This window comes from Nonomuraea zeae, assembly GCF_005889725.1.
Taxonomy (GTDB): Bacteria; Actinomycetota; Actinomycetes; order Streptosporangiales; family Streptosporangiaceae; genus Nonomuraea; species Nonomuraea zeae.
Genome location: NZ_VCKX01000066.1, coordinates 24,296 through 47,817, shown reverse-complemented (window position 1 = coordinate 47,817; position 23,522 = coordinate 24,296). Strand labels below are relative to the sequence as shown.

Genomic DNA, 23,522 nt, shown 5'->3' with positions numbered 1-23,522 from the left:
AGGAGGCGGACGGGGTGGGGCAGCTGAGCCGCGGCTCCGGCGCCGTCTGCGGCTCGTCCGGCAGGCCGTCCCTGACCAGCGGCAGCGGGTAGCGGTTGAGAATCGGCTCGCCGCACGAGCTGTCGGGGCGGAAGCCGTAGATCTCCGGATGGGTGGTGATCGGGTTGCCGTCCTGGTCGTATAGGTAGACGTCGGTCAGCGGGGTGCCGTCCTTGGCGTACGGCTTGATGTTGTAGACGCCGTCGTCCGCGACCCGGTCCACCCACACCTGCGGCTGCGCCCGCTCCGCCATGGCGATGGACGGCTCGGATGAGTGCAGCGAGCCCGCCGCCACCATGCCCGCGAACAGCGCCAGCACCGCCAGCACGTTGGCGCCCGCCGTCAGCACCGACACCAGCCCGCCGCCACGCCGCCGGCCGAACCAGACCGACACCCAGATGCCCGCCGCGACCACGGCCAGGTCGGAGAGCTCGGCCGGCACGATCCTGCCGTCCCCGGCCAGCGAAAGCAGCAGCATGGCGAGCAGGTAACCGCGCAGCACCCACCATCCGGGGCGCAGCTCGGGCAGGAAGCCCGTGAAGCTCCGGTAGGGCCCCTGGCGCAGCAGCCTGGTGTGCACGCCCAGCGCGGCGCCCAGGACCCACTCCCGCGGGTCCCTGCGGCGCCCACGGCCACGCTCGGGCCTGTCCCCGTAGGCGGCGGCCAGATCTTCCGCGTAGCTCTCCGGCGGCCCCAGCCGCAGCTCCATCGGCAGGTCCGACTCCGCCGCGATCTCCGCCAGGTGGTCGTCGAGGTCTTCGAGCAGCTCTTCCCGCTCGGGATGATCGGCTAAGGCATCCCGTACGGCCTGCGCGTACTGTTCGGGGGTCATGCTTGTCCCTCCTTGAGCAGGGATGCCATGGTGGCCGCGAAGGAGGCCCAGGTCTTGGCCGAGGTGGCGTACATGCCTCTGCCGACCTCGTTGAGCCCGTAGTACTTGCGGTGCGGCCCCTCGTCCGAGGCCACCACATATGAGGTCAGCGCGCCGGCCTTGAACAGCCGGCGCAGCGTGCCGTAGACGGAGGCGTCGCCCACCTCGTCCAGCCCCGCCTCTCTGAGCCTGCGCACCACGTCGTAGCCGTAGCCGTCGCGCTCGTTGAGAACGGCCAGCACGGCCAGGTCGAGCACTCCCTTGAGCAGCTGGCTGCTATCCACGCAAAGCACACTACTGTGCAAAGCGCAGTAGTGGCAACACGAAAAACCGGGTGGCGCCTCGCGGGGCCACCCGGTTCCCGTTGCTCATTCAGCCGGCCTCGGATCAACCGGCTTCTTGTCAGTCAGCCTCGCGTCGCTCAGGAAGCCGACGGCGTGGGGGTCGGCGTGGCGGAAGCCGGCGCCTGGCACGGGGCGTAGACCACCGCGACGGCGTCGCTGTTGCCCGGGCCCGTGACCGTCAGAGTGACCTTGCCACCCTTGGCCGCCTCACCGGTCAGCACCGACGAAACGTAACCGACGGTCTTCGTGCCGCCGTGACGGCCGAAGTACGTCTCGCCGGTCTCCACGGTGGCGCCGTTGAGCTGCCAGGACCAGCTGACCTTGGCGGCGCCGGTCGAGGAGACGGAGCCACTGGCGGTCACCTTGCAGTCGGAGGAGGTCGTCGCCGTAGCAGCGGCCGAGACCTTGACGGCGGGTGCCTCAGGGGTGGAGTCCTTGCACCAGACCTTGTAGTAGGCCCGGTTCGAGGAGCTTCCGTCGGGGCCGAGGATCTCCAGCTGCGCCCAGCCACGGTCGCTGTGACGCGGGGAGAAGCCGAAGCCGACCTTGCGCGCGTCGCGGACCTTCACGCGGCCGTAGTCGACGACGTCACCGTTGAGAACCCAGCGGTAGCGGACCCACGTGGTCCGGTTGGCCTCGATGAGGCCGACGAAGTCGATCTTGTCGCCGGGGGTGCAGGGGCCCACGTACGAGGAGGGGCTGGCCCAGGCGCGGGCCGTCACCGACACGTCCAGGTGCGTGCGCACGTCATCCTGCGGCTTGGCGCAGGAAACGGAGAAGTAGCCCTTCTTCGAGGTGACCTTCTTCGGACCGAGGACCTGAACGGCCTCCCAGCCCTTGACGTCTTCCTTGAAGGTGATGGACTGCTTGACCGTCACCGACTTCGTGCCCTTGCCCTTGAGCTTGACCACGTTGACCTTGCTCTTGGACCCGTCGCCGTGCAGCCAGCGGTAGGCCAGCTCGGTCTTGCCCTTGACGGCCACCTTGATCTTGGCCGAGAAGTTCACCTTGACCGGGCAGGAACCTTCGTAGTCACCCGTGGAGGCCTTGGGCGTAGAGACCGAAACCTTGGCGCCCTTGGCGGTCGCGGCGGTGGCCGCCGTCGCCGTGGACGCGGTCGCCGCCTGCGCGGGGCTGGCGACCAGGCCCGCTGCCAGGGCGGCCAGCACTGCGGCCGACGCGCCGAACGCGGCCGCCTTACGTGCTAAACCGATAGACATCATGTGAGAGTGCTCCATTCCGTGAGGGAAAAGACGCGCTCGGGAACGGTCGCCACGCCAGCACCTTCCGTGCACAGCGATATGGCAAAGCCCCCGTAATGCCCCTTTACCTAATCACAATACAGATTGCACCCTCAACACCGCCCATAGATCGGAAATGTCCGGATTTCTTCAGCTACTGGCGAGGGACCAGGCAATACCGTCCAGGATGTCGTGTTCACTCACAACGACCTGCGAAAACCCGAAACGACGGACGATCCGATCAAGAATTAGCGCACCCGCACCAATGACGTCAACCCTTCCCGGATGCATCACGGGCACCTCCGCCCGCTCACCATGGGTCATCGCCAGCAGCCTGCGGGTGACGTCGTGAACCTGCGCGGAGGACATCTGGGAGTGGTGGATCCGGGCCGAGTCGTAGCTGGGCAGCTCGAGCGCGATGCCCGCCATCGTCGTCACCGACCCGGCCAGGCCCACGAGCGTGTGCGCCCGCCGTACGGGCACCTCCGCCTCGACCCGGTCGAGCGCCTCCTCGATGTCGGCGACCACGGCCTCCAGCGCGAGCGCGGACGGCGGGTCCTCGTCGTCGCGCAGGTGGCGCTCGGTCAGGCGCACGCAGCCGATGTCCACCGACAGCGCCGCCTCGGCGTGCTTGGACCCGACCACGAACTCGGTGGACCCGCCGCCGATGTCCACCACCAGGTAAGGGGGCAGCGGCCCTTGGGGCATCTCCGTCTCGGGCGACAGCCGCACCAGCCCTCTGGTCGCGCCCGTGAAGGACAGCTCGGCCTCCTCGGAGCCCGACACCACCTCGGGCTCGACCCCGAAGATCTCGCGGACGCCCGCCACGAACTCCGCCCGGTTCGCCGCGTCCCTGGTCGCGCTCGTCGCCACCACGCGGGTCGCCGTCGCGCCGTGCCGGTCGATCAGCCCGCGGTAGGCGCGCATGGCCTTGAACGTGCGCTCCAGCGCGTCGGGCGCCAGCCGGCCGGTCTTGTCGACGCCCTGGCCCAGGCGGACGATCTCCATCCGCCGCTCGACGTCGTCCAGCACGTCGTCGTGGACGTCCGCGATGAGCAGGCGTACAGAATTGGTGCCGCAGTCGACGGCGGCTACACGCATGGTCCGTCACTCCACCAGTCGGGGAGTGCGTCGAGCGCCTCCCTGCCGAACGGGTTGGCACCGGGCACCGACAGCTCGTGCGCGACGAGCGCGTGCAGGCACTTGACCCGCAGCGGCATGCCGCCCGTGCTCTGCATGTCGCGTGGCAGCGGCGCCATGCCCTCTTCCTGTGCCGCCTTGTCGCGTCTGGCGACATAGTCGTCGTGCGCGGCCTGGTAGGCGGCGGCCAGGTCCGGCTCGGTGGCGAGCCTGGCCTGCATCTCCCGCATCAGGCCCGAGCCCTCCAGCGTGCCGATCGCCGAGGCCGCCTTGGGACAGGTCAGGTAGTAGAGGGTCGGGAACGGCGAGCCGTCGGGCAGCCTGGGCGCGGTCTCCACCACGTCGGGGTTGCCGCACGGGCACCGGTGCGCCACCGAGCGCAGCCCTCGGGGCGGTCTCCCGAGCTGCTTCTCCACGACCTCGGCGTCTTTACTGTCCAACACTCTCCTTCTCCGTGACCGCCCTGCGACCGGTGCCCTTGTCCGTGGCCTCCACGGACTCCCAGAGCGTCTGATACCACGGTGGCACCGCCGCCGGCTGTTTCACCGCGGCCTGCTGCCGGGTCTGGTCAGGCTCCATGACCACGTAGCACTTCTCGCCCGGCCCGCAGTAGTGCAGCCGTTCCTTGGCCGTCTTCTTGATCCAGTTGGGGTCGCGGCTCTGCCGGTCGCGGGCCAGCAGCCACTGCTTCTCCGCCTCGACCGAGGCCTTCTCCGCGCGCAGCTCGGCGATGCTGCGGCGCAGGCTGATGTACTCGCGCACAGGGTAGGCCAGGCTCATCGCGATCGCGCAGACCACGACGGCCAGAATGGCGGCCCGCCCGGTCAGCTGCGGCCTTTTCGCCAATTGCTGAACACCCCCTCAAGTACGGCCCGCGGCCCATCCGTCTTACCCGTCTGTCCGCCTGCCTACCGCGAGCCGTACTCGAAACTAGCGCCGGAAGCGCGGGAAAGCCGCGCGACCCGCGTAACGGGCGGCGTCGTCGAGGAGTTCTTCGATGCGCAGCAGCTGGTTGTACTTGGCCACCCGGTCGGAGCGGGCCGGGGCGCCGGTCTTGATCTGACCGCAGTTGACCGCCACCGCCAGGTCGGCGATCGTCGTGTCCTCGGTCTCGCCGGAGCGGTGGCTCATCATGCAGCGGTAGCCGCTGCGGTGGGCCAGGTCGACGGCGTCGAGGGTCTCCGACAGGGTGCCGATCTGGTTGACCTTGACCAGCAGGGCGTTGGCGGTGCCCGACTGGATGCCGCGCTCGAGCCGCTCGGGGTTGGTCACGAACAGGTCGTCGCCGACGAGCTGCACCTTGTCGCCGATGGCGTCGGTGATGGCCTTCCAGCCGGCCCAGTCCTCCTCGTCGAGCGGGTCCTCGATGGAGACGAGCGGGTAGTTGGCGACCAGGTCCGCGTAGAACTCGATGAGCTCCTGCGCCGACAGGCCCTTGCCGTCGATCGTGTAGACGCCGTCCTTGTGGAACTCGGAGGCGGCCACGTCGAGCGCCAGTGCGACGTCCTCGCCCGGCACGTAGCCGGCCCGCTCGATGGCGACCAGGATCAGGTCGAGCGCGTCGCGGTTGGACGGCAGGTTGGGCGCGAAGCCGCCCTCGTCGCCCAGGCCCGTGGCGTAGCCCTTCTCCTTGAGCACGCTCTTGAGCGCGTGGTAGACCTCGGTGCCCATGCGCACGGCCTCGCGGAACGTCTCCGCCCCGATCGGCGCGATCATGAACTCCTGGATGTCGACGTTGGTGTCGGCGTGGGCGCCACCGTTGAGGATGTTCATCATCGGGACGGGCAGCACGTGGGCGTTGGGGCCGCCCAGGTAGCGGAAGAGCGGCAGGTCGGCGCTGTCGGCCGCGGCCTTGGCGACGGCCAGCGAGACGCCGAGGATGGCGTTGGCGCCGAGCTTGGACTTGTTGGGCGTGCGGTCCAGGTCGATCATGATCTGGTCGATGATGCGCTGGTCCTCGGCCTCGACCCCGTGGACCTCGTCGAAGATCTCGTCGGTCACGGCGAGCACGGCCTTCTCCACGCCCTTGCCGCCGTAGCGCTTGCCGCCATCGCGCAGCTCGACCGCCTCGAACTGGCCGGTGGAGGCCCCGCTCGGGACGGCCGCGCGGCCGGTGCTGCCGTCGTCGAGCACCACTTCGACCTCGACCGTGGGGTTGCCCCTGGAGTCGAGGATCTCGCGGGCGTATACGACCTCGATGGTAGCCACGGGATGAGCTCCTAAATCGAAAGGCAATATGCGACAGAAGCCTATCGGTACGCCCGCGCGCGGAACCGCACGGTGCCGGTCGGCCGCCGCCGCGCCGCGCGGATCACCGCACCGGCCTCAGTCGGACTCCCAGGCCCGCACCCGATTCCGGTACGAGCGAGCCGCCGCCCGCAGCTCTGCCTCGGCGTCGAGCCCCGCGTCGGCGGCCCGGCGTACGAGGTCGAACAGCTCCCTCGCCACCCCCTGCCCCACCGCGGCCGACAGCGACTCCGGCGCCCCGGCCCGCTCGGCCCTGCGCAGGAGCTGGGCCGCCAGCGACAGGGCGGGCTGCCCCATGGGGACGCCTTCGAGCACCGACTCGCGCCCCTTGGCCGCCCGCTCGGCCGCCTTGATGGCCTCCCAGTTGTCGTTCACCTCGTCGGCGCTCTCGGCCCGCACCGAGCCGAACACGTGGGGATGGCGGCGTACGAGCTTCTCGACGATCCCGGCGGCGACGTCGTCCATGTCGAAGTCCTCGGCCACCCGCGCGTGGAAGACCACCTGGAGCAGCAGGTCGCCCAGCTCCTCCTTGAGCGCGGGATAGTCGCCCTGCTCGATCGTCTCCAGCACTTCGTAGGCCTCTTCGAGCAGGTACGGGACCAGCGTCTCGTGCGTCTGCTTGCGATCCCACGGGCACTCGGTGCGCAGCCGGTCCATCACGCCGACCAGGTCGAGCACCCGGGCGCCCGGCAGGTCGTACGAGCCCGGCACCACCTCGATCACCGGCGGCTCGTCGAGCGCCACGGCGGCGTGCCCGACCGCGCGCATGAAGTCCTCGTCCTCCCGCTCGGAGGAGGAGGCCAGCCACACGACGGTCTCGGCGACCGCGCGCCCGGCCAGCGCCGCGGCGTCGGGCGTGACGACCTCGACCGCCACCCCGGCCTCGGCCAGGTAGGGGAGCTGCGGATGCGCGGCGGAGCCGGTCAGCACCGGACCAGAGCGCAGCGCCTGCCAGGCCTGGTGGCTCAGCAGGCCCGGCGCGACCCTGGGCGAGGTGGTGACGACGATCAGCGGCATGCGCTAGCCCTGCGGCTGCTGCTGGGGCGCCTGCTCGGCCTGCTGGGTGGTGACCTTGCCGAACCGGCCGGCGTCCACGAACAGCGACGGGTTCTCCTGCGACGGCTGCGAGTTGAGCACGCCGAAGCGGGGGCTGTAGACGGCCTTGATGGAGGTGTACTCCTGGGCCAGCTTCTGCACGCCGCTCTCGCCGACCTGCTGCTGCAGCTTCGCCAGCCCGGCCGACACCCGGCCGTATTCGCGCGCGTAGGTGGGCGCGACGCCCAGAGCCAGCAGGTTGATCTCGGGCGACTGGTATTCGCCCGGCTCCTTCAGCTTGGCGTCGATCTCCGCCTCGCTCACCTGGATGTTGTGGCGCTGGATGAGCTGCTTGGACACGCTCATGTCGACCAGGCGCCGCAGCACGTACTGATCGACCGGCACGCCGAGCGCCGTCTCGTCGAGCTTGGCGCTCTTGAGCGCCCCCCGGTACGCCTCGGCGTCCTTGGTGAGCTTGCTCGTGGAGATGCGCTCATTACCGACCACGGCCGCGGCCCCGGCCTGCATGGGCGAGGAGCAGGCAGTCAGCGCCAGGCCCACCGCGGCGGCAGCCACAGCCACTCGTATCGACTTCACGTACGTCCCTTTCCGACCGTAAACCGCCGCTAGCTTACCCGTGCGGGCTCGAGGAACATCGCCTCGACCAGGTCACCGCACCATTTGAGCAGGTCGAGGTCGCGCAGCGGCTGCCCGCCCAGCGGCTTGGTCTTGGGAACCGGAACCAGCAACGTCTCCGCCGCCTGCTTGTATATCGCCTTCTTGTACAGCCGGTCGAGGCGGACCTGCTGTGACTCCCGCAATCTGGCCGGGCCGAACTTGATGTTCTGTCCCTGGAGCGTGACGTCCGTGAGCCCGGCCTGCCGGGCCTTGATCCGGAATTTCGCCACTTCCAGCAGGTTTTCCACCTCCGCCGGCGGCTTGCCGTAACGGTCGGTGAGCTCGTCGCGCACCTCGTCGATGTGGATCGGCGCCGAGATCGCGGCGATCCGTTTGTACGCCTCCAGCCGCAGCCGCTCGGAGGTCACGTAGTCGTGCGGGATGTGGGCGTTGATCGGCAGCTCGACCTTGACGTCCTGCTGCTCCTCCTCGGCCTCCTCGCCGGCCAGCTTGGCCTTCTGCTCCTTGACCGCGTCGGCCATCAGCCGCACGTACAGGTCGAAGCCGACGCCCGCGATGAACCCGGACTGCTCGGCGCCCAGCACGTTGCCCGCGCCGCGGATCTCCAGGTCCTTCATCGCGACGTACATGCCCGCGCCCATCTCGGTGTGCTGCGAGATCGTCGCCAGCCGCTCGTGGGCGGTCTCGGTCAGCGGCTTCTCCGGCGGATAGAGGAAGTACGCGTAGCCGCGCTCCCTGCCTCGCCCGACCCGCCCCCGGAGCTGGTGCAGCTGCGACAGCCCGTAGTTGTCCGCCCGGTCCACGATGAGTGTGTTGGCGTTGGGCACGTCGAGCCCGGACTCCACGATCGTGGTGCAGACGAGCAGGTCGTACTCGCGCTCCCAGAAACCCACCATGATCTTTTCGAGCTGGTGCTCGTTCATCTGGCCGTGCGCCACCGCGATGCGCGCCTCGGGGACCAGCTCGCGCAGCCGCGCGGCCACGCGGTTGATCGAGGCCACCCGGTTGTGCACGAAGAAGATCTGGCCGTCGCGCATCAGCTCGCGCCGGATCGCGGCCCCGATCTGCTTCTCCTCGTACGGGCCCACGAACGTGAGGATCGGGTGCCGCTCCTCAGGCGGCGTGAGGATCGTGGACATCTCCCTGATCCCCGTCAGCCCCATCTCCAGCGTGCGCGGGATCGGCGTGGCCGACATGGCCAGCACGTCGACCTGCGTGCGCAGGTGCTTCATCGCCTCTTTGTGCTCGACGCCGAACCGCTGCTCCTCGTCGATGATGATCAGCCCCAGGTCCTTGAACCTGACCTCGGGGCTGAGCAGCCGGTGCGTGCCGATCACCAGGTCCACCGCGCCCGACCTGAGCCCTTCGAGCGTGCCCTTGACCTCGCCGTCGGTCTGGAAGCGCGAGATCGGCCTGACCGAGACGGGGAAGCTGGAGAACCGCTCGGCGAAGGTCGACATGTGCTGCTGCACCAGCAGCGTCGTCGGCACCAGCACGGCCACCTGCTTGCCGTCCTGCACCGCCTTGAATGCCGCCCTGACCGCGATCTCGGTCTTGCCGTAGCCGACGTCGCCGCAGATCAGCCGGTCCATCGGGACGCCGCGCTCCATGTCGCGCTTGACCTCGTCGATGGCCTCCAGCTGGTCGCCGGTCTCGGCGTACGGGAAGGCGTCCTCCATCTCGCGCTGCCAGGGCGTGTCCGCCCCGAACGGGTGCCCGGGCGAGGCCATGCGGGCGGAGTAGAGCCTGATCAGCTCGCCGGCGATCTCCTTGACCGCCTTCTTCGCCCGCGACTTGGCCTTGGCCCAGTCGGCGCCGCCCATGCGGTTGAGCGAGGGCGCCTCGCCCCCGACGTAGCGGGTGACCTCGTCGAGCTGGTCGGTCGGCACGTAGAGGCGGTCGCCCTTGGCGTATTCGATGACCAGGTATTCGCGGGTGGCGCCCTGCACCGTGCGCTGGACCATCTCGATGTAGCGGCCCACGCCGTGCTGCTCGTGCACCACGTGATCGCCGACCTTGAGCTGCAGCGGGTCCACCATGTTGCGGCGGCGCGAGGGCAGCCGGCGCATGTCCTTGGTCGAGGCCTTCTGGCCGACCAGGTCGAGGTGGGTGAGCACGGCGAGGCCGGACGTGATGAACCCGTGCTCGATCAGCCCGGTCGAGACGTGCACGACCTTGGGCTCAGGCGCTTTATCCAGATATTTCTGCAGCCGGGCGGGCACGTCCACGCCCTTGAGCACTTCCACCATCCGCTCGGCGGGCCCGTGGCCCTCGCTGAGCAGCACGACCGCCTTGTCCTCCGCCAGCCAGCCCTTGATGTCGGCCAGCGCCTTGGCGGTGTCGCCCCGGTAGGCCTCGGAGTCCTGTGCGTCCAGCTCCACCCCGCCGCCGAACGGCGCGATCGTCCACCACGGCTGGCCCAGCGCGTCGGCGTGGTCGCGGATCTCCTCCAGCGAGCGGAAGGCCGCCGCCCCGAGGTCGATCGGGGCCTCGCCGCCGGCCGCCGCGTTGATCCAGGAGGCCTCCAGGAACTCCTGCGAGGTGCGTACGAGCTCCTCGGCCCGCCCCCTGATCCGCTCCGGGTCGCACACGAACACCGCCGACCTGACCGGCAGGTGGTCGAGCAGCAGGTCCATCTCCCCCGCCAGCACCGGCGCGAACGCCTCCATGCCCTCGACCGGGACGCCCTCCGCGAGCTGGTCGAGCACCTCGGCCAGCGCCGGGTGCTCCTCGGCCAGTTCCCTGGCCATGGTCCTGACCTCGCCGGTCAGCAGCAGCTCGCGGCACGGCGGCGCGAACAGCCCGTCCTCGGCCGCCTCCAGCGAGCGCTGGTCGGCCACCTTGAACCAGCGGATCTCCTCGACCGTGTCGCCCCAGAACTCCAGCCGCAGCGGATGCTCCTCGGTCGGCGGGAACACGTCGAGCAGCCCGCCGCGCACCGCCACCTCGCCGCGCTTCTCCACCATGTCCACGCGGTGATAGCCGTTGTTGACCAGGTTGTCCACCACGTCGTCGAGGTCGGCGTCGTCACCGGCCCGCAGCCGGATCGGCTCCAGGTCGCCGAGCCCCTTCACGATCGGCTGCAGCAGCGCCCTGATCGGCGCCACGATCACGCTGAGCGGCCCGGCCGCCGTGTCGCCCTTGACCGGGTGCGCCAGCCGCCTGAGCACCGCCAGCCGCTGGCCCACCGTGTCGCTGCGCGGGGAGAGCCGCTCGTGCGGCAACGTCTCCCACGCCGGGAACACGGCCACGGAACTGGGCTCGATGAGACTGGTCAGCGCGGCGGCCAGGTCTTCGGCCTCGCGGCCGGTCGCGGTGACCGCGAGCACGGCGCGCTGGTCGTGGCCGCTCAGCGCGGCCACGGCGAACGGCCGCAGCGCGGACGGCGCGATCAGCGAGACATCGCCGCCCTCTTCGAGAGCGGCGGTCAGCTTCGGGTCGGCGCGAACAAGGTCAAGTAGTCCGGAAAGACTCATCAGATACGCCTACAGCCCCACGACGGCAACACGATTACCCCCGGCCGGGTCAGGTCGCGGGGGTCTCGTACCAGCCTACTCGCCGTCCGAGCCGCACTCCGCGCCGTCCCGCACCTTGTAACCAGGCACGGAAGGCCAGCGGACGGTGAGCACGGTCGACGCCTCCTCGGCGCGCCACGAATGGTCAACCCCTTTGCCCCACACCACATAGTCGCCCGGCTCGGCCAGCAGCACGCTGCGGCCGGGCAGCTCGACCCTGAACCTGCCGCTGATGAGGACGAGCAGGGCCGTGCGCGTCTCCCCCACGGTCCACTGGGCCCGCTCGTCGCCCGGCTCGTGCACGCCCCACTTGATCTCGACGTCGCCGCTGTGTCTTGGGTCGCCCGGGGGTTTGAAGTGACCGAGGAGCCAGCCGGCGTCGCCGGGCGCGTCGACATGGGCGTTGCCCACGTACACCTCGTCACTCACGGTCAGGCACCTCATCACTCACGTGCCAGGACGCTAGCAGGGAAATGCATTACTGCTTACGATCGGCCGATTACTGTAGGTCACATGTCTGAGGTGCGATCGGTCGCCCAGCGAGGCGACCTCTTCGGTGTACGGGTCCGCGAGCATTGCGCCGGGCAGCCGATCAGGCGGCTCGACGTGCTGGTCGCCGGGTGCGCTCACGACGAGCCGCTGATCCTGGACCACGTCGAGACCCGGGCGACCGGGGCCGACGTCGACCATCCGGCGATCAGGCAGGTGCTGGAGGAGCGGGCGGACCTGGTGTCATGGTCGCTGGGCGACCTGCGCTGCGTGCCGCTGCCGCCCAGGTCCTACGACGTGATCCAGCTCTCGTTCCTGCTGGAGCGCATCCACCACGCCGAGCTGGTGTTCGACCGGCTCCTGCAGTCGTTGCGCCCCGGCGGCCTCGTGCTGCTGCGCATGCGCGACCGCAAGTCCGCCTACGGCCTGCTCGACCGGGTCACGCCGTCCTGGCTGCGCCGGCTGCTGTGGCGCCCGCTCGCCCCGGCGGGCACGCCGGGCCCGCTGCCCGCCGTCTACGAGCCGCTGGCGTCGAGCGACGGCATGCACGCGTTCTGCCTGAGCCGGGGTCTCCAGATCACCGACGACGAGCGCAACACCAGCGGCCCCGCGCGCGCGGGCCGGATCGGGAGCGCCGCGGTCGCGCTGATGTCCTGGCTGACCAGCGGCCGCTACCCGGGCTCGCACGACGAGATCACCATGGTCATCAGGAAGCCCCAGCACCACTTCGCCCGGGTCATCTAGTGCCACACTTATCTGAGCGGGTAGGATCCTTTCCTACCAATTCAATCGGAATAGTTGGGATGTAGGACGACGTGGAGTGGACCCCCGACCCGCGCGAGCTGGCCGATCTCGAGCTGCTGCTCTCGGGCGCGTTCGAGCCGCTGACCGGGTTCCTCGGCCACGACGACCTGCACGCGGTGCACGAGCGGGGCACGCTCGCCGACGGCACCCCGTGGCCCGCGCCCGTCACGCTCCACCTGCCGGCCGAGGTCTCACCCGGCGACGAGGTCACCCTGCTCGACCCGGAGGGCCTGCCGCTGGCGAAGCTCACGGTGGCCGCGCGGGAGCCCGACGGGCTGGTCTCCGGGCCGGTCAAGGGCCTCGGCGCGCCGGAGCACGGGCCGTTCGCGCGGCTGCGGCGCACGCCGTCCGAGGTGCGGGCCGAGCTCGGCGCGCGGCCGGCCCTCGCCGTCACCATGCGGGGGCCGCTCGACGACCTCTCCGAGATCGTGGCCACCGCCAAGGAGCTCGACGCGGCGATCCTGCTGCTCCCCCTCTCCTACGGCGAGGCGGGCCCCGCCGTCGTGCGCGCCGCGCTGCGGGCCAAGGAGCAGCTGCCGCCCGGCACGCTGGTCGTCTCCGTGCCCCTGGCGCCGCGCGAGGAGCCCGAGATCGACCTGGAGCTGCGCGAGCACGTCGCCACCGCCTACGGCGCGGCCGAGCACCTCGCCGGCCCGGAGCCCGTGAGCATTCCCGGGCCGCCGCACCGCCGCGGCCTGGTGGTGTTCTTCACCGGCCTGTCGGGCTCCGGCAAGTCCACCATCGCCCGCGGCCTGCGCGACGCGCTGCTGGAGCTGGGCAGCCGGACGGTGACCTACCTCGACGGCGACGTGGTGCGCCACCTGCTGTCCAAGGGCCTGACGTTCTCCAAGGCCGACCGCGACCTGAACATCCGCCGCATCGGCTTCGTCGCCGCCGAGAGCGCCCGGCACGGCGGCCTGGCCATCTGCGCGCCCATCGCCCCCTACGCGGAGACGCGCGATGAGGTGCGCGAGATGGTCGAGTCGGTCGGCGCCGACTTCCTGCTCGTGCACGTCGCGACGCCGCTGGAGGAGTGCGAGCGGCGCGACCGCAAGGGCCTTTACGCCAAGGCCCGCGCCGGCCTCATCCCCGAGTTCACCGGCGTCTCCGATCCCTACGAGGAGCCGGACGACGCCGAGCTGGTGATCGACACGACGCACCTCTCGATCGACGCGGCCGTCACCCAGGTGCTGGGCGCGCTGAAGAGCGGAGGCTGGGTTCGTTGATCGACTGGGCACTGATCGGCGGCTCCTTCCTGGTCGCCATCGTGGTCGGCCTGACCGGCATGGGCGGCGGCGCGCTCATGACGCCGATGATGATGCTGTTCTTCAACGTCCCGCCGCTGGCCGCGGTCTCCAGCGACCTGGTCGCCTCGGCCGTGATGAAGCCGGTCGGCGGCGTGGTCCACCTGCGGCGCGGCACCGTCAACCTGCGCCTGGTCGGCTGGCTGTGCGCCGGATCGGTGCCGGCCGCGTTCTGCGGGGTGTTCCTGGCCCGCGCGTTCGCGGTCACCGACGCGGTCAAATACGCGCTGGGCGTGGCGCTCCTGCTGGCCGTCGCGGGCATGGCGCTCAAGAGCTGGCTCGGCGCGCGGGGCGGGACGTCGAGCGCGCACGAGATCGCCGTACGCCCAATTCCGACCCTACTGGTCGGTATGGTAGGCGGGTTGGTGGTGGGCGTCTCGTCCGTGGGCTCCGGTTCGCTGATCATCGTGGCCCTGCTCGCGCTCTATCCCGCGCTCAAGGCCAACCAGCTCGTCGGCACCGACCTGGTGCAGGCCGTGCCGCTGGTCGCCGCGGCCGCGCTCGGCCACCTGCTGTTCGGCGACTTCCAGCTCGATCTCACGGTGTCGCTGCTCATCGGCTCGATCCCGGGCGTCTACCTGGGCGCCCGGATCTCCTCGCGGGCCCCCGGCGGCCTGATCAGGGCGCTGCTGGCGATCGTCCTGCTCGCCTCCGCGCTCAAGCTGCTCGACGCGAGCAACACGCTCACCGTCTGGGCGCTCCTGGCGGCCACGGCCGTCACCGTCGCGGGCTGGCGCCTGCGCGCGAGCCGCGCCGCCGCCGAAAGAGAGCCCGTGAACGCGGCCTGAGAGCCGCCCGCGACCGCTCGGACGCCCCTGACGCCCCGGTCTCGGGTCAGGGCCGCGGCACGCGGGTCGCGCGGAAGTACGGGTCGCGCGCGAGCTCGCTGAACGCCCGGTCGGCCCCGGATCCCGTGTCGAAGCTCGTGTCGCCGCGCGGCGCCTGCGGGGAGTCGAAGTAGAGCAGCGCCTTGATCTGCGGATAGCGCTTGATCTGGCGCTGCACCGACTCGAAGAACGCCCGCTTGAACGAGGGGTCGAGCGGCCGCTCGAACACCCCCCACTCGGCGACCATGACCGGCTTGCCGGGGAAGCGCGACTGCATCCACCGGTAGAACCCCGGCCACTGCGCGTACTCCTTGCGGGTCTTGTTCACCAGCCCGTCGAAGTCCTGCACCCGGTCGTCGGCGTACGGATCCATGGCCACCCAGTCGACGACGTCGTCACCCGGATAGAGATCCTCGAACCACGACTTGGCCGCCCAGTTGGGCGCCCCCATGTACGTCATGACCGTGACGGCGTTCTTCACCCCGCCGGCCCGCAGCCTTTCCACGACGTGCCGGAACATGGCCGCGTAGTCGGCCGCCTGCATGCCGGAGCCCGACGCTCCGTCCACGTCGTTCTCCGGCTCGTGGTGGACGGTGAGGAAGAACCGCTCGGGGAAGGTGCGCCTGATGTAGGCGGTCAGCCGGTCGATCCTGGCGTCGAGCGCGCCGTCGGCGATCTCGGCCCAGGTGTGGTCGAAGGAGGGCTTCCAATTGATCATGAGCAGCCGCGGCTTGGCCGGGTCGCGGGCGAGCCTGACCTCGGCCTCGGTCGGGAACAGCTCGCTGCCCCGGTGGTAGACGTGCAGCACGTCGGCGGTGGCGCCCATGCGCGACTCGGCGCCGTGCAGGGCCTCATCCACCGGAGCGCCGGTGAAGACCTCCGGCGCGATGCCCCACCAGGCGCCGCACGACGGGATGAGCCTCGTGGTGGCCGTGCAGGCGGGCGAACCCGGCGACGCCTGCCTGGCTGCCTGCGCGGGAGCCCGTAGGTCGGAGCCCTCCGCGCTGGAGCAGGCGGCCAGTGTGGCGGCCATGCCCACGACAAATGCCGCGAGCGTTGCGGTATGCGAAATTCCCCGAAGCTGCAAAGCCTTCCAACCCCCTAGTCGAACGACCCCCGCCTATCAAACCTGAACCTTGCCATGTCATTCCTGGAACTTCAGCCAGTGTGAGAGTCTCCCCAGTTCATGGCGAGTCCCAGGCGCGCCAAATTTTCGCGACATTTCCCTTTTAGGGCCATTTATTGCTGGCCGCACCAGAGAAAATCTTGGGTATTCAACCTGGCTGATAACCGTCCGTCCTATAGTGGGCGCACACCTCGGCACGTGACGCAGCGTCGTCAGTCGGCGACGTTTCGCACACCATCCAGGAGACCCTCCCCCATGAGCTCCGGTACCGACCTGGACGAGCACCTCGCACTGCTGCGCAGGAGGTGGCTGCTCCTCGTGGGCTGCGTCGTGTTCGGCGGCACCGCGGGTCTCGCGCTGCTGCGGCTCACGCCGCCCGCCTACACCGCCACCACCCAGGTCCTCGTCATGCCGGTCGGGACACAGGAGCCGGGCAACCAGGTGACCGCGCGCCAGCGCGAGCCGCTCAATCTCGACACCGAGGCCCAGGTCGCGCAGTCGGACGTGGTCGCGGCGCGGGCATCCGCGTCACTCGGCACCGGCCTGCCGGCCCAGGTCGAGGTCTCGGTGCCGCCCAACTCGGCGGTGCTGTGGATCTCCGTGACGGCCGCCGAGCCGGCCGCCGCGGCGGCGCAGTCCCGCGCGTACGCCGAGGCCTATCTCTCCAACCGCCGCGAGAGCACCCTGGCGGCGATGGCCGAGCAGCAGCAGGCCGTGCTCGCCAAGCTCAAGCAGGTCAACACCGGGATCGACACCGTGCTCAAGCAGCTGCCCACGCTGCCCAAGGGCGGCCCCGAGCGCGCGATCGCGCTGCAGCGGCAGAGCGTGCTCAACCGGCAGGCCGCCAGCCTCGCGCTGAAGTACGACGCGCTGCGCACGGTCGCCGTGACGCCGGGCACGGTCATCAGCCAGGCGGTGCCGCCGTCCGCGCCCAGCTCCCCCAGCCTGCCGCTCTACCTCGGCACCGGGCTGATGGCCGGGCTGCTCACCGGCTCCGCCGCCGCCTACCTCCGCGACCGGCTCGACCGGCGGCTGCGCACGGCCGCCGACGTCGAGCGGCTGACCGGCCTCCCCGTGCTGAGCGACCTGTCCAGCCCGCGCGAGCACGGCGCGCTGCACGACCTGGCCTGCGCCGTGGTCGCCGCGTGCCCGGGCAAGCGGCTGCTGGTCAAGGCGCTGCCCGCCGACCTGTACGCCTCGTCGCTGGCCGAGCCGCTGGCCGTCAGCGCGCCGCTGTCCGTGCTCGACGGCTCCGACGTCCGCGACCTGGCCAGGGCGGACGCGGCCCTGCTCCTGGTACGGCTCGGCCACGTCACCTCGGCCCAGGTCGCGGCCGCCGTGCGCCAGCTGGGCACGCACGACGTGCCGATCGTCGGCGTGGTGACGGCCACCGACGCGGTCCCGTCGTTCGTGCCCCTGCTCGAACCGCGCACCCACACCTCGCTCGGCAAGCTGGTCGCCACCGGCGAGCTGGAGGTCAGCGTGTCGGCGGAGACCACGCCCATGCAGGCGCTCCACCAGCCGCGGCGGCCAGGCCAGCCGACGTGAGAGGACCCGCCTGGCCCATCGGGGCGCTGCTCGTGGGCTACCCGGTGTGGTGGGCGCTCGGGTTCGGCGGGCTGTCGGTCATCGTGCTCGCGGTGCCGATGGCGGTGGTGCTGTGGCGGCGCAGGCCGATCAAGGTGCCGCGCGGGTTCGGGCTGTGGCTGCTGCTGCTGGCCGGCTACCTGATCAGCGCGCTGATGCTGGCGGAGATGCCGCCAGGCACGTACGGCGAGCTCGGCCCCGGCCGGATCGCCGGCTACGCCATGCGGCTGGCGCTCTACGCGTCCATCCTGATCATGGTGCTCTACCTGGGCAACCTGACCGAGCGCGAGCTGCCCCAGCTCCGCCTCGTGCGCATGCTCGGCGTGCTGTTCGTCACCACGGTCGCCGGCGGGCTGCTCGGCGTGCTGTTCCCCGCCTTCGCCTTCACCTCGCCGATGGAGCTGCTGCTGCCCGGCTGGGTCAGCGAGAACTCCTTCGTCCAGAACCTCATCCACCCCACCGCCGCCCAGACGCAGAAGGTGCTCGGGTACGCCTCGCCGCGGCCGGAGGCGCCGTTCGAGTGGGCGAACGCCTGGGGCAGCAACGTGTCGGTGCTGCTGGTGTGGTTCGTGGTCGGCTGGTGGGTGCACGGCGGGCCGCGACAGAAGATCTTCGTCGCGGTGTCGATCGCCCTGGCGGCCGTCCCCGTCGTCTACTCGCTCAACCGCGGCCTGTGGATCGGCCTGGGCCTGGCCGTCGTCTACCTGATCGTCCGGGTGGGCGGGCGTACCAGGGTCGCGCTCTGCGGCGCGGTGGCCGCGGGCGCGCTGGTGTTCGCGCTCAGCCCGCTGGCGTCGCTGGTCGCCCAGCGGCTGGACAAACCCCACTCGAACGACATCAGGGCCTTTACGGTGTCGGCCACCGTCGCGGCGGCGGGCCACTCGCCGGTCATCGGCTTCGGCAACACCCGCAACGCCACCGGCAACCACCGCACGATCACCACGGGCAAGACGCAGTGGTGCGGCGGCTGCGGGCACCCGCCCCTGGGCAGCGACGGGCAGCTCTGGCTGCTGATCATCACGCAGGGGTTCACGGGGGCGGCGCTCTACGTGGCGTTCTTCCTCGGCGCGATCCGCCGCCACTGGCGCGACCGCAGCCCGATCGGGCTGGCCGGGGTGCTGGTGATGGGGCTCGTCCTGCTCTACATGTTCATCTACGACGGCCTGGTCACGCCGCTCAGCCTCTATCTCATCTCGTTCGCGCTCCTGTGGCGGAACGCATGAGCCTGTTCCTGGAGAAACGCATGAAGGACGCGGCCGTCCGGCTCGGCTACCTCGCGGAGACCGTACAACTGCTGCATCCGGGCTCGGGCTCGCCCCGGGCGTACACGCTGCTGCCGCACGCCTCCGTGCCGCGCCGGCTGGCGCCGCGCCGGTGGTGGCACGTGGGGTCCCAGGTGATGGTGCCCACCGAGGGGTCCATCGCCGTGCACCTGAGCGAGGTGTTCTCCAGGCCGGTCGAGACCGTCCTGCACGTACGCCCGGCGCTGCGGGCCAACCGGAAGCCGATCCTGGAGGCGCGGTCGGGCGGGGAGCGGCTGGCGTTCGTGAAGATCGGCGACAGCGCGCGGGCCCGGCGGCTGGTCACGGCCGAGGCGGCGGCCCTGCGCCGGCTGGCCGGGCTGTCGCTGGACACGGTGACCGCGCCGACGGTGCTCCACCACGGCGACTGGCGCGGGCTGGCGGTGCTGGCGCTGTCGCCGCTGCCGGTGCGGCGCGGCCGGGTGCCCGCGCCGCTGCTGCGCGCGGCGATCAGGGAGATCGCGGGCACCGGAGGGCCGCGCGCGGCCTGGCACGGTGACCTCGCGCCGTGGAACCTGTGCCCGGCGCCCGACGGCCGCGTGCTCGTCTGGGACTGGGAGCGGTACGAGGTCGGCGTCCCCTACGGGTTCGACGCCGTGCACCACTTCTTCCACCGGGCGCTGCGCAGGATGGGCCCGCCGGCCGCGGCCCGGGCGTGCGTGGCGCGGTCCGTACGCGAGCTCGCGCCCCTGGGCCTGTCGGCGGCGGTGGCCAAGCAGACGGCGCTGCGTTACCTCATCGCGCTGGCCGACCGGCACGCCGCCGACGGGCACGCGCCGCTCGGGCCGCCGCGGTCCTGGCTCAATCCGGTCGTCGACCACGAGGAACTGCTGACATGAGGACCATGAAGCGCTCCGTGCTGTCGCTCTCGCGGGCCACGGGGAGGTTCACGGCGGGGGCGCGGGTCCTGCCGTCGTTCCTGATCACGGGGGCGCAGCGGTGCGGGACCACCTCGCTGTACCGGGCGCTGGCGCAGCATCCGCTGCTGCTCAAACCGGTGCTGCACAAGGGGGTCCACTACTTCGACGTCGGTTATTCGCACGGTTTGCCGTGGTACCAGGCGCACTTCCCGCTGTGGGTGGGCGCGGCGCTGCTCTCGCACCGGTACAACGCGCGGGCCCAGGCGTTCGAGTCCTCCCCCTACTACCTGTTCCATCCGCTGGCCGCGGAGCGGATCGCGGCCGACCTGCCCGGGGTGAAGCTGATCGTGCTCGTCCGCGATCCGGTGGAGCGGGCCTGCTCGGCGCACGCCCACGAGCTGGCCAGGGGCTTCGAGACGGAGTCGCACTTCGAGTACGCCGTCGAGCTCGAAGCCCGGCGGCTGGCCGGCGCCGAGGAGCTGCTGCGCGAGTCGCCGTTCGCGCTGCACCACTCGCATCGCCACCACGCCTACGTGGCCAGGGGGCGCTACGCCGAGCAGCTCGACCGGCTGGAGCCGCTGATCGGGCGGGAGCGGATCCTGGTGCTGGACAGCCACCGGTTCTTCAAAGAGCCGGAGGGCGTCTACGACCGGGTGCTGGAGTTCCTGGGGGTGCCGCACCTGGGATATCCGGCGTTCGAGCGGCACAACGGCAGGCCGCTGCCCCGGCGGGTGTCCCCGGTGCTGGGGCAGGCGCTGCGCGACCACTTCGAGCCGTACGACGCGCGGCTGACGCGCTGGCTGGACGGTGAGCCGTCGTGGCGGCGCTGACCGGTGTCGCGCGGCGGGTGCGGCGCGGGGGGATCGCCGGGGTCGCGGGCGCCGCGTTCAGCGCGCTGGCCCAGTTCGGCCTGCTGGTGGTCGTGACGAGGGCGTTCACGGCCGCGGAGGCGGGCGCCTTCTTCACCGCGACCGCGGTGGCGCTCATGGCGGCCGGGGTCGCCAAGCTGGACGCGGGGAACGGGCTCGTGTACTTCATCGCGCGGGCCAGGACGTACGGATATCTCGGCATTTCTGGATATATCAGGGCGGCGCTCGTGCCCAGCATTGCGGTGGCCTGCGGCGCGGCGGTGCTGCTGTATCCGCGGCTCGGCCCGCTCGCGGCGGCCCTGCCGGTGATGGTGGCCGCGGACGTGCTGCTGGCGGCCACCCGGGGGTTCGGGTCCGTCAGGCCCACGGTGCTCCTGGACGGGGTGCTGCTGCCCGCGGCCCAGCTCGTGCTGGTGGCCGGTGCGGCGGTGGCGGGCGCGGCCGGGTGGCTGGCGGTGGCGTGGGCGCTGCCGTACGCGCTGGTGCTGGTGCTGGTCGCGGAGCGGTTGCGCGGGCGGGTGCCGCGGACGCCGTACCTGCCGGGGACGGGGCGGGACCTGTGGCGGTACACGGCTCCGAGGTCGCTGGCGGGGGCGATCCAGGCGGTGTTCCAGCGGGTGGACATCGTGATCGTCGCGGCGCTGGGCGGGCCGGCGCAGGCCGCCGTGTACACGGCCGCCACCCGGTTCAGGGTCGTCGGGCAGCTCGCAGGTCAGGGGCTGACGCAGGCCGTACAGGCTCGGCTGGTCGAGGCGCTCGCCGAGGGGGAGTCGGCGCGGGCCAGGGAGCTGTACCAGGCCACCACGATCTGGCTGGTGCTGCTGACCTGGCCGGTGTGGCTCGCGTACGCGGCGCTGGCGCCGTGGGTGCTGGGGGTGTTCGGCCCCGCGTACGGCTCCGCGGCGCCGGTCGCCCTGGTGCTGGCGGGCACCATGATGGTGGCGACCGCCTGCGGGATGGTGGACGTCGTGCTGACGGCGGCCGGGCACACCGGCACGAGCCTGCTCAACCTGCTGATCGCGATCACCTGCACCGTGGCGCTGGACCTGGCGCTGATCCCGGGTCTCGGGGCGCTCGGCGCGGTCGTCGGATGGTCGGGAGGCGTGATCGTCAAGAACCTGCTCCCGTTGTGGCAGCTGCACCGGCGCTACGGCCTGCACCCCTTCGGCCGCCACACCCTGCCCGCGCTCCGCCTGCGCACCTGGACGCTCACATGAGGACCGCCGGCCTGGAGCCGAGAGCGGACCGGCATCCGGATCCGGCCTCCCGGGCCCCGGTGCTGGTGACCGGCCTGCCGAGGAGCGGCACGAGCTGGACGGGCAGGATGCTCGCGGCCGGCGGCGACCTGGTCTACGTCAACGAGCCGCTCAACCCCCAGCACCCGCCGGGCCGCTGCCCCGGAGTGCTCAAGGCGGCCGTCACGCACCGGTTCCAGTACATCTGCGACGACAACACGGCCGGCTGGCTGCCCGCCTTCCGCGACACGGTGGCCCTGCGCTACCGCTGGCTCGCCGAGCTGCGCGCGAACCGCTCCCCCTACGACCTGGCCCGCCTCCTCCGCTACGGCACCGCCTTCACCCTGGGCCGGCTGACCGGCCGGCGCGCGCTGCTCGACGACCCGTTCGCGGTGCTGAGCACGGCCTGGTTCGCCGGTCGCCTGGGGTGCAGGGTGATCGCGCTGGTGCGCGATCCCGTGTCGTTCGTGGCCAGCTGGCAGCGGCTCGGCTGGACGGTCTACTTCCACGAGCTGCTGGAGCAGCCGCTGCTGGTCCGCGACCATCCGGAGCTGCTGGGGCTGCGCGCCCTCGTCGGCTCCCAGGACCGCGTCGCCAAGGCCGCCGCGCTGTGGCTGGCGACCCGCGCGATCCTCGCCCGGACGCCCGGCATCCTCCTCACCTCGTACGAGTCCCTGGCCGCCGACCCGCTGCCCGGCTTCCAGCGCCTGTACGCCTACGCCGGGCTCCCCTGGACCCCGGCCGCCGAACGCCGGATCGCCAGGGCGTGCACGGGCGGCTCCGCGACGGGGGCGGGCTTCACCTGGTCGGGCCTGTCGCGGACGGCGTACCGGCGGATGGACTCCCGCCGGGCCCTGGACGACCCGGCCCGCGGCCTGAGCGCCGAGGACGTCGCCCGCGTCCGCGCCCTCACCGCCCCCGCCATCGCCGTCCACTGACCGGGTGCTCCCGCACCGCGCCCGGTTCACGTGCCGGGCGCGCGCTCACCGCGTCCGGTCCCGCAGGCCGGGCGCGCGCTCATAGCGCTCGTCTCACCCGTCGTGCGATTCGGGTGGCCAGGCAGCCGCCCAGGAGGCGCGCGGCGAAGGGCAGGTCGTCGACCAGGTAACGCCGCGCCAGCCGGCCCGGCTCGCCGGCCAGCCGGAACGCCCACTCCAGCCCGGCCCGCTGGAGCCATTCCGGCGCCCTGGTGACCGTGCCGGCCGCGAACGCGATCGCCGCCCCGCAGCCCACGAACCAGGCTCCGGGCAGCTCCTCCCGCAGGGCCACGATCAGCCGGTCCTGCCGGGGGAACCCGAGCCCGACGAACACGAGCCGGGGCCGGGCGGCGACCACCGTCCGCCGGACGATCGAGCTTCCCTCCGGCGTGGCGTCGAAGTGGTAGGGCGGCGCGTGGACACCGCACACGTCCAGGCCGGGGTGGCGGGCCGTGAGCTCCTCCGCCGCCTTGCCCGCCACGCCCGGAGCGCCGCCGAGCAGGTAGGCCGGCCAGCCGTGGCGGGCGGCGAGCGCGCTGAGGGACCAGATGAGGTCCGCGCCCGTGACCCGCTCGGGCACCGGCGTGCCGAGCAGCCTGGCCGCCCACACCAGCGGCATCCCGTCCGGCACCACGAGCTCGGCCGAGCAGATGAGCTCCCGCAGCGCGGGATCGAGCCGGGCGGCCCGGCAGATGTCGACGTTGGGGGTGACGATCCGCCCGCCCCTGCCGGCTTCGAGCTCGGCGGCCACCCACCGGACCACCTCGTCCTGAGTGAGCGGGTCCACCTCCACGCCGGCCACCCGCACCCGCGCCCTCCGGCCCGAACTGTGGCGCGCCCCTCCCGCCGCAGCACCGTCCCGCTCGGGAGAGACCGGGGAAGCCGGGGAAGCCGGGGAAGCCGGGGAGCCCAGAACGGCCGGGACGACCGGCCGCTCCGACGCGGACGAATGAGCCGGCTGCCGGCCGGGCACGGGCGAAGACGCCGATGACCGCTCGGGCGCGGGTGGAGGGACCCATGGCCGCTCGGGCGCCGGTGGCGGGTCGGACGCGGGCGCGGGTGCAGGCCGCTG

At 71.6% G+C, this 23,522-nt stretch carries 22 protein-coding genes; 9 read left to right on the top strand and 13 right to left on the bottom strand.

Features of this window, described 5'->3' with window-relative positions:
• The 11 genes from ETD85_RS22180 to ETD85_RS22130 all read right to left on the bottom strand — a co-directional run.
• Nucleotides 1-871, bottom strand: an 871-nt coding sequence (locus ETD85_RS22180) for a serine/threonine-protein kinase (protein ID WP_138691674.1), incomplete at its 3' end; no start/stop codon positions are given.
• Entirely contained in the window at nt 868-1,194 is a 327-nt protein-coding gene (locus tag ETD85_RS22175) for a PadR family transcriptional regulator (RefSeq protein WP_138691673.1), read from the bottom strand. The genes ETD85_RS22175 and ETD85_RS22180, both read right to left, overlap by 4 nt.
• 137 nt (nt 1,195-1,331) lie before the next feature.
• On the bottom strand, nt 1,332-2,477 hold the full coding sequence (locus tag ETD85_RS63230) for a hypothetical protein (RefSeq protein WP_170246787.1): 1,146 nt from the start codon (nt 2,475-2,477) through the stop codon (nt 1,332-1,334).
• A 168-nt stretch (nt 2,478-2,645) separates the two neighbouring features.
• Nucleotides 2,646-3,596, bottom strand: a complete 951-nt coding sequence (locus ETD85_RS22165; RefSeq protein WP_138691672.1) for a Ppx/GppA phosphatase family protein — start codon at nt 3,594-3,596, stop codon at nt 2,646-2,648.
• Nucleotides 3,587-4,075 (bottom strand): DUF501 domain-containing protein, encoded by a 489-nt coding sequence (locus ETD85_RS22160; RefSeq protein ID WP_138691671.1) that lies wholly within the window; start codon nt 4,073-4,075, stop codon nt 3,587-3,589. Before ETD85_RS22160 ends, ETD85_RS22165 begins: the two co-directional genes overlap by 10 nt.
• Nucleotides 4,065-4,481, bottom strand: coding sequence for an FtsB family cell division protein (locus ETD85_RS22155; protein WP_138691670.1), 417 nt, complete (start codon nt 4,479-4,481; stop codon nt 4,065-4,067). Before ETD85_RS22155 ends, ETD85_RS22160 begins: the two co-directional genes overlap by 11 nt.
• A gap of 84 nt (nt 4,482-4,565) precedes the next feature.
• Nucleotides 4,566-5,843 (bottom strand): phosphopyruvate hydratase, encoded by a 1,278-nt coding sequence (eno, locus tag ETD85_RS22150; RefSeq protein WP_138691669.1) that lies wholly within the window; start codon nt 5,841-5,843, stop codon nt 4,566-4,568.
• A 117-nt stretch (nt 5,844-5,960) separates the two neighbouring features.
• Entirely contained in the window at nt 5,961-6,899 is a 939-nt protein-coding gene (locus ETD85_RS22145; RefSeq protein ID WP_138691668.1) for a nucleoside triphosphate pyrophosphohydrolase, read from the bottom strand.
• 3 nt (nt 6,900-6,902) lie between these two features.
• Nucleotides 6,903-7,514, bottom strand: a complete 612-nt coding sequence (locus tag ETD85_RS22140) for a SurA N-terminal domain-containing protein (RefSeq protein WP_138691667.1) — start codon at nt 7,512-7,514, stop codon at nt 6,903-6,905.
• Nucleotides 7,515-7,543: 29 nt separating this feature from the next.
• Complete coding sequence (gene mfd, locus ETD85_RS22135; RefSeq protein ID WP_138691666.1) at nt 7,544-11,032, bottom strand: transcription-repair coupling factor; 3,489 nt, start codon at nt 11,030-11,032, stop codon at nt 7,544-7,546.
• A gap of 75 nt (nt 11,033-11,107) precedes the next feature.
• Nucleotides 11,108-11,500 carry a cupin domain-containing protein gene (locus ETD85_RS22130; RefSeq protein WP_138691665.1) on the bottom strand — a complete coding sequence of 131 codons (393 nt, stop codon included), beginning with the start codon at nt 11,498-11,500 and terminating at the stop codon, nt 11,108-11,110.
• Nucleotides 11,501-11,584: 84 nt separating this feature from the next.
• Here ETD85_RS22130 and ETD85_RS22125 point away from each other — a divergent pair, with 84 nt between their 5' ends.
• The 3 genes from ETD85_RS22125 to ETD85_RS22115 all read left to right on the top strand — a co-directional run bounded on the left by ETD85_RS22125 (nt 11,585) and on the right by ETD85_RS22115 (nt 14,456).
• The gene (locus tag ETD85_RS22125) at nt 11,585-12,304 is read left to right on the top strand and encodes a class I SAM-dependent methyltransferase (RefSeq protein WP_138691664.1); all 720 of its coding nucleotides are present in this window, start codon (nt 11,585-11,587) and stop codon (nt 12,302-12,304) included.
• Nucleotides 12,305-12,375: 71 nt separating this feature from the next.
• Complete coding sequence (cysC, locus tag ETD85_RS22120; protein WP_138691663.1) at nt 12,376-13,590, top strand: adenylyl-sulfate kinase; 1,215 nt, start codon at nt 12,376-12,378, stop codon at nt 13,588-13,590.
• On the top strand, nt 13,587-14,456 hold the full coding sequence (locus ETD85_RS22115; protein ID WP_138691662.1) for a sulfite exporter TauE/SafE family protein: 870 nt from the start codon (nt 13,587-13,589) through the stop codon (nt 14,454-14,456). The genes cysC and ETD85_RS22115 overlap by 4 nt, the downstream gene beginning before the upstream one ends.
• Before the next feature lie 46 nt (nt 14,457-14,502).
• Here the strand turns inward: ETD85_RS22115 and ETD85_RS22110 are convergent, their stop codons facing one another.
• The gene (locus tag ETD85_RS22110) at nt 14,503-15,528 is read right to left on the bottom strand and encodes a glycoside hydrolase family 26 protein (RefSeq protein ID WP_138691661.1); all 1,026 of its coding nucleotides are present in this window, start codon (nt 15,526-15,528) and stop codon (nt 14,503-14,505) included.
• A 348-nt stretch (nt 15,529-15,876) separates the two neighbouring features.
• On the opposite strand from ETD85_RS22110, the gene ETD85_RS22105 reads away from it, so the two are divergent.
• The 6 genes from ETD85_RS22105 to ETD85_RS22080 are packed head-to-tail and all read left to right on the top strand — an operon-like array spanning nt 15,877 to nt 22,411.
• A complete protein-coding gene (locus ETD85_RS22105; RefSeq protein WP_170246786.1) occupies nt 15,877-17,169 on the top strand; it encodes a Wzz/FepE/Etk N-terminal domain-containing protein in 1,293 nt (430 codons plus the stop codon).
• The gene (locus tag ETD85_RS22100; protein ID WP_138691659.1) at nt 17,166-18,431 is read left to right on the top strand and encodes a hypothetical protein; all 1,266 of its coding nucleotides are present in this window, start codon (nt 17,166-17,168) and stop codon (nt 18,429-18,431) included. The genes ETD85_RS22105 and ETD85_RS22100 overlap by 4 nt, the downstream gene beginning before the upstream one ends.
• Nucleotides 18,428-19,348: a hypothetical protein gene (locus ETD85_RS22095; protein ID WP_240779297.1), complete on the top strand. Its 921-nt coding sequence runs from the start codon at nt 18,428-18,430 to the stop codon at nt 19,346-19,348. Before ETD85_RS22100 ends, ETD85_RS22095 begins: the two co-directional genes overlap by 4 nt.
• Nucleotides 19,345-20,199 (top strand): sulfotransferase family protein, encoded by an 855-nt coding sequence (locus ETD85_RS22090; RefSeq protein WP_138691658.1) that lies wholly within the window; start codon nt 19,345-19,347, stop codon nt 20,197-20,199. Before ETD85_RS22095 ends, ETD85_RS22090 begins: the two co-directional genes overlap by 4 nt.
• On the top strand, nt 20,187-21,455 hold the full coding sequence (locus ETD85_RS22085; protein WP_138691657.1) for a lipopolysaccharide biosynthesis protein: 1,269 nt from the start codon (nt 20,187-20,189) through the stop codon (nt 21,453-21,455). The genes ETD85_RS22090 and ETD85_RS22085 overlap by 13 nt, the downstream gene beginning before the upstream one ends.
• Nucleotides 21,452-22,411 carry a sulfotransferase gene (locus tag ETD85_RS22080; RefSeq protein ID WP_138691656.1) on the top strand — a complete coding sequence of 320 codons (960 nt, stop codon included), beginning with the start codon at nt 21,452-21,454 and terminating at the stop codon, nt 22,409-22,411. The genes ETD85_RS22085 and ETD85_RS22080 overlap by 4 nt, the downstream gene beginning before the upstream one ends.
• Before the next feature lie 79 nt (nt 22,412-22,490).
• Here ETD85_RS22080 and ETD85_RS22075 read toward each other — a convergent pair whose 3' ends face one another.
• Nucleotides 22,491-23,258: a WecB/TagA/CpsF family glycosyltransferase gene (locus ETD85_RS22075; RefSeq protein ID WP_138691655.1), complete on the bottom strand. Its 768-nt coding sequence runs from the start codon at nt 23,256-23,258 to the stop codon at nt 22,491-22,493.
• Nucleotides 23,259-23,522: the final 264 nt, after the last annotated feature.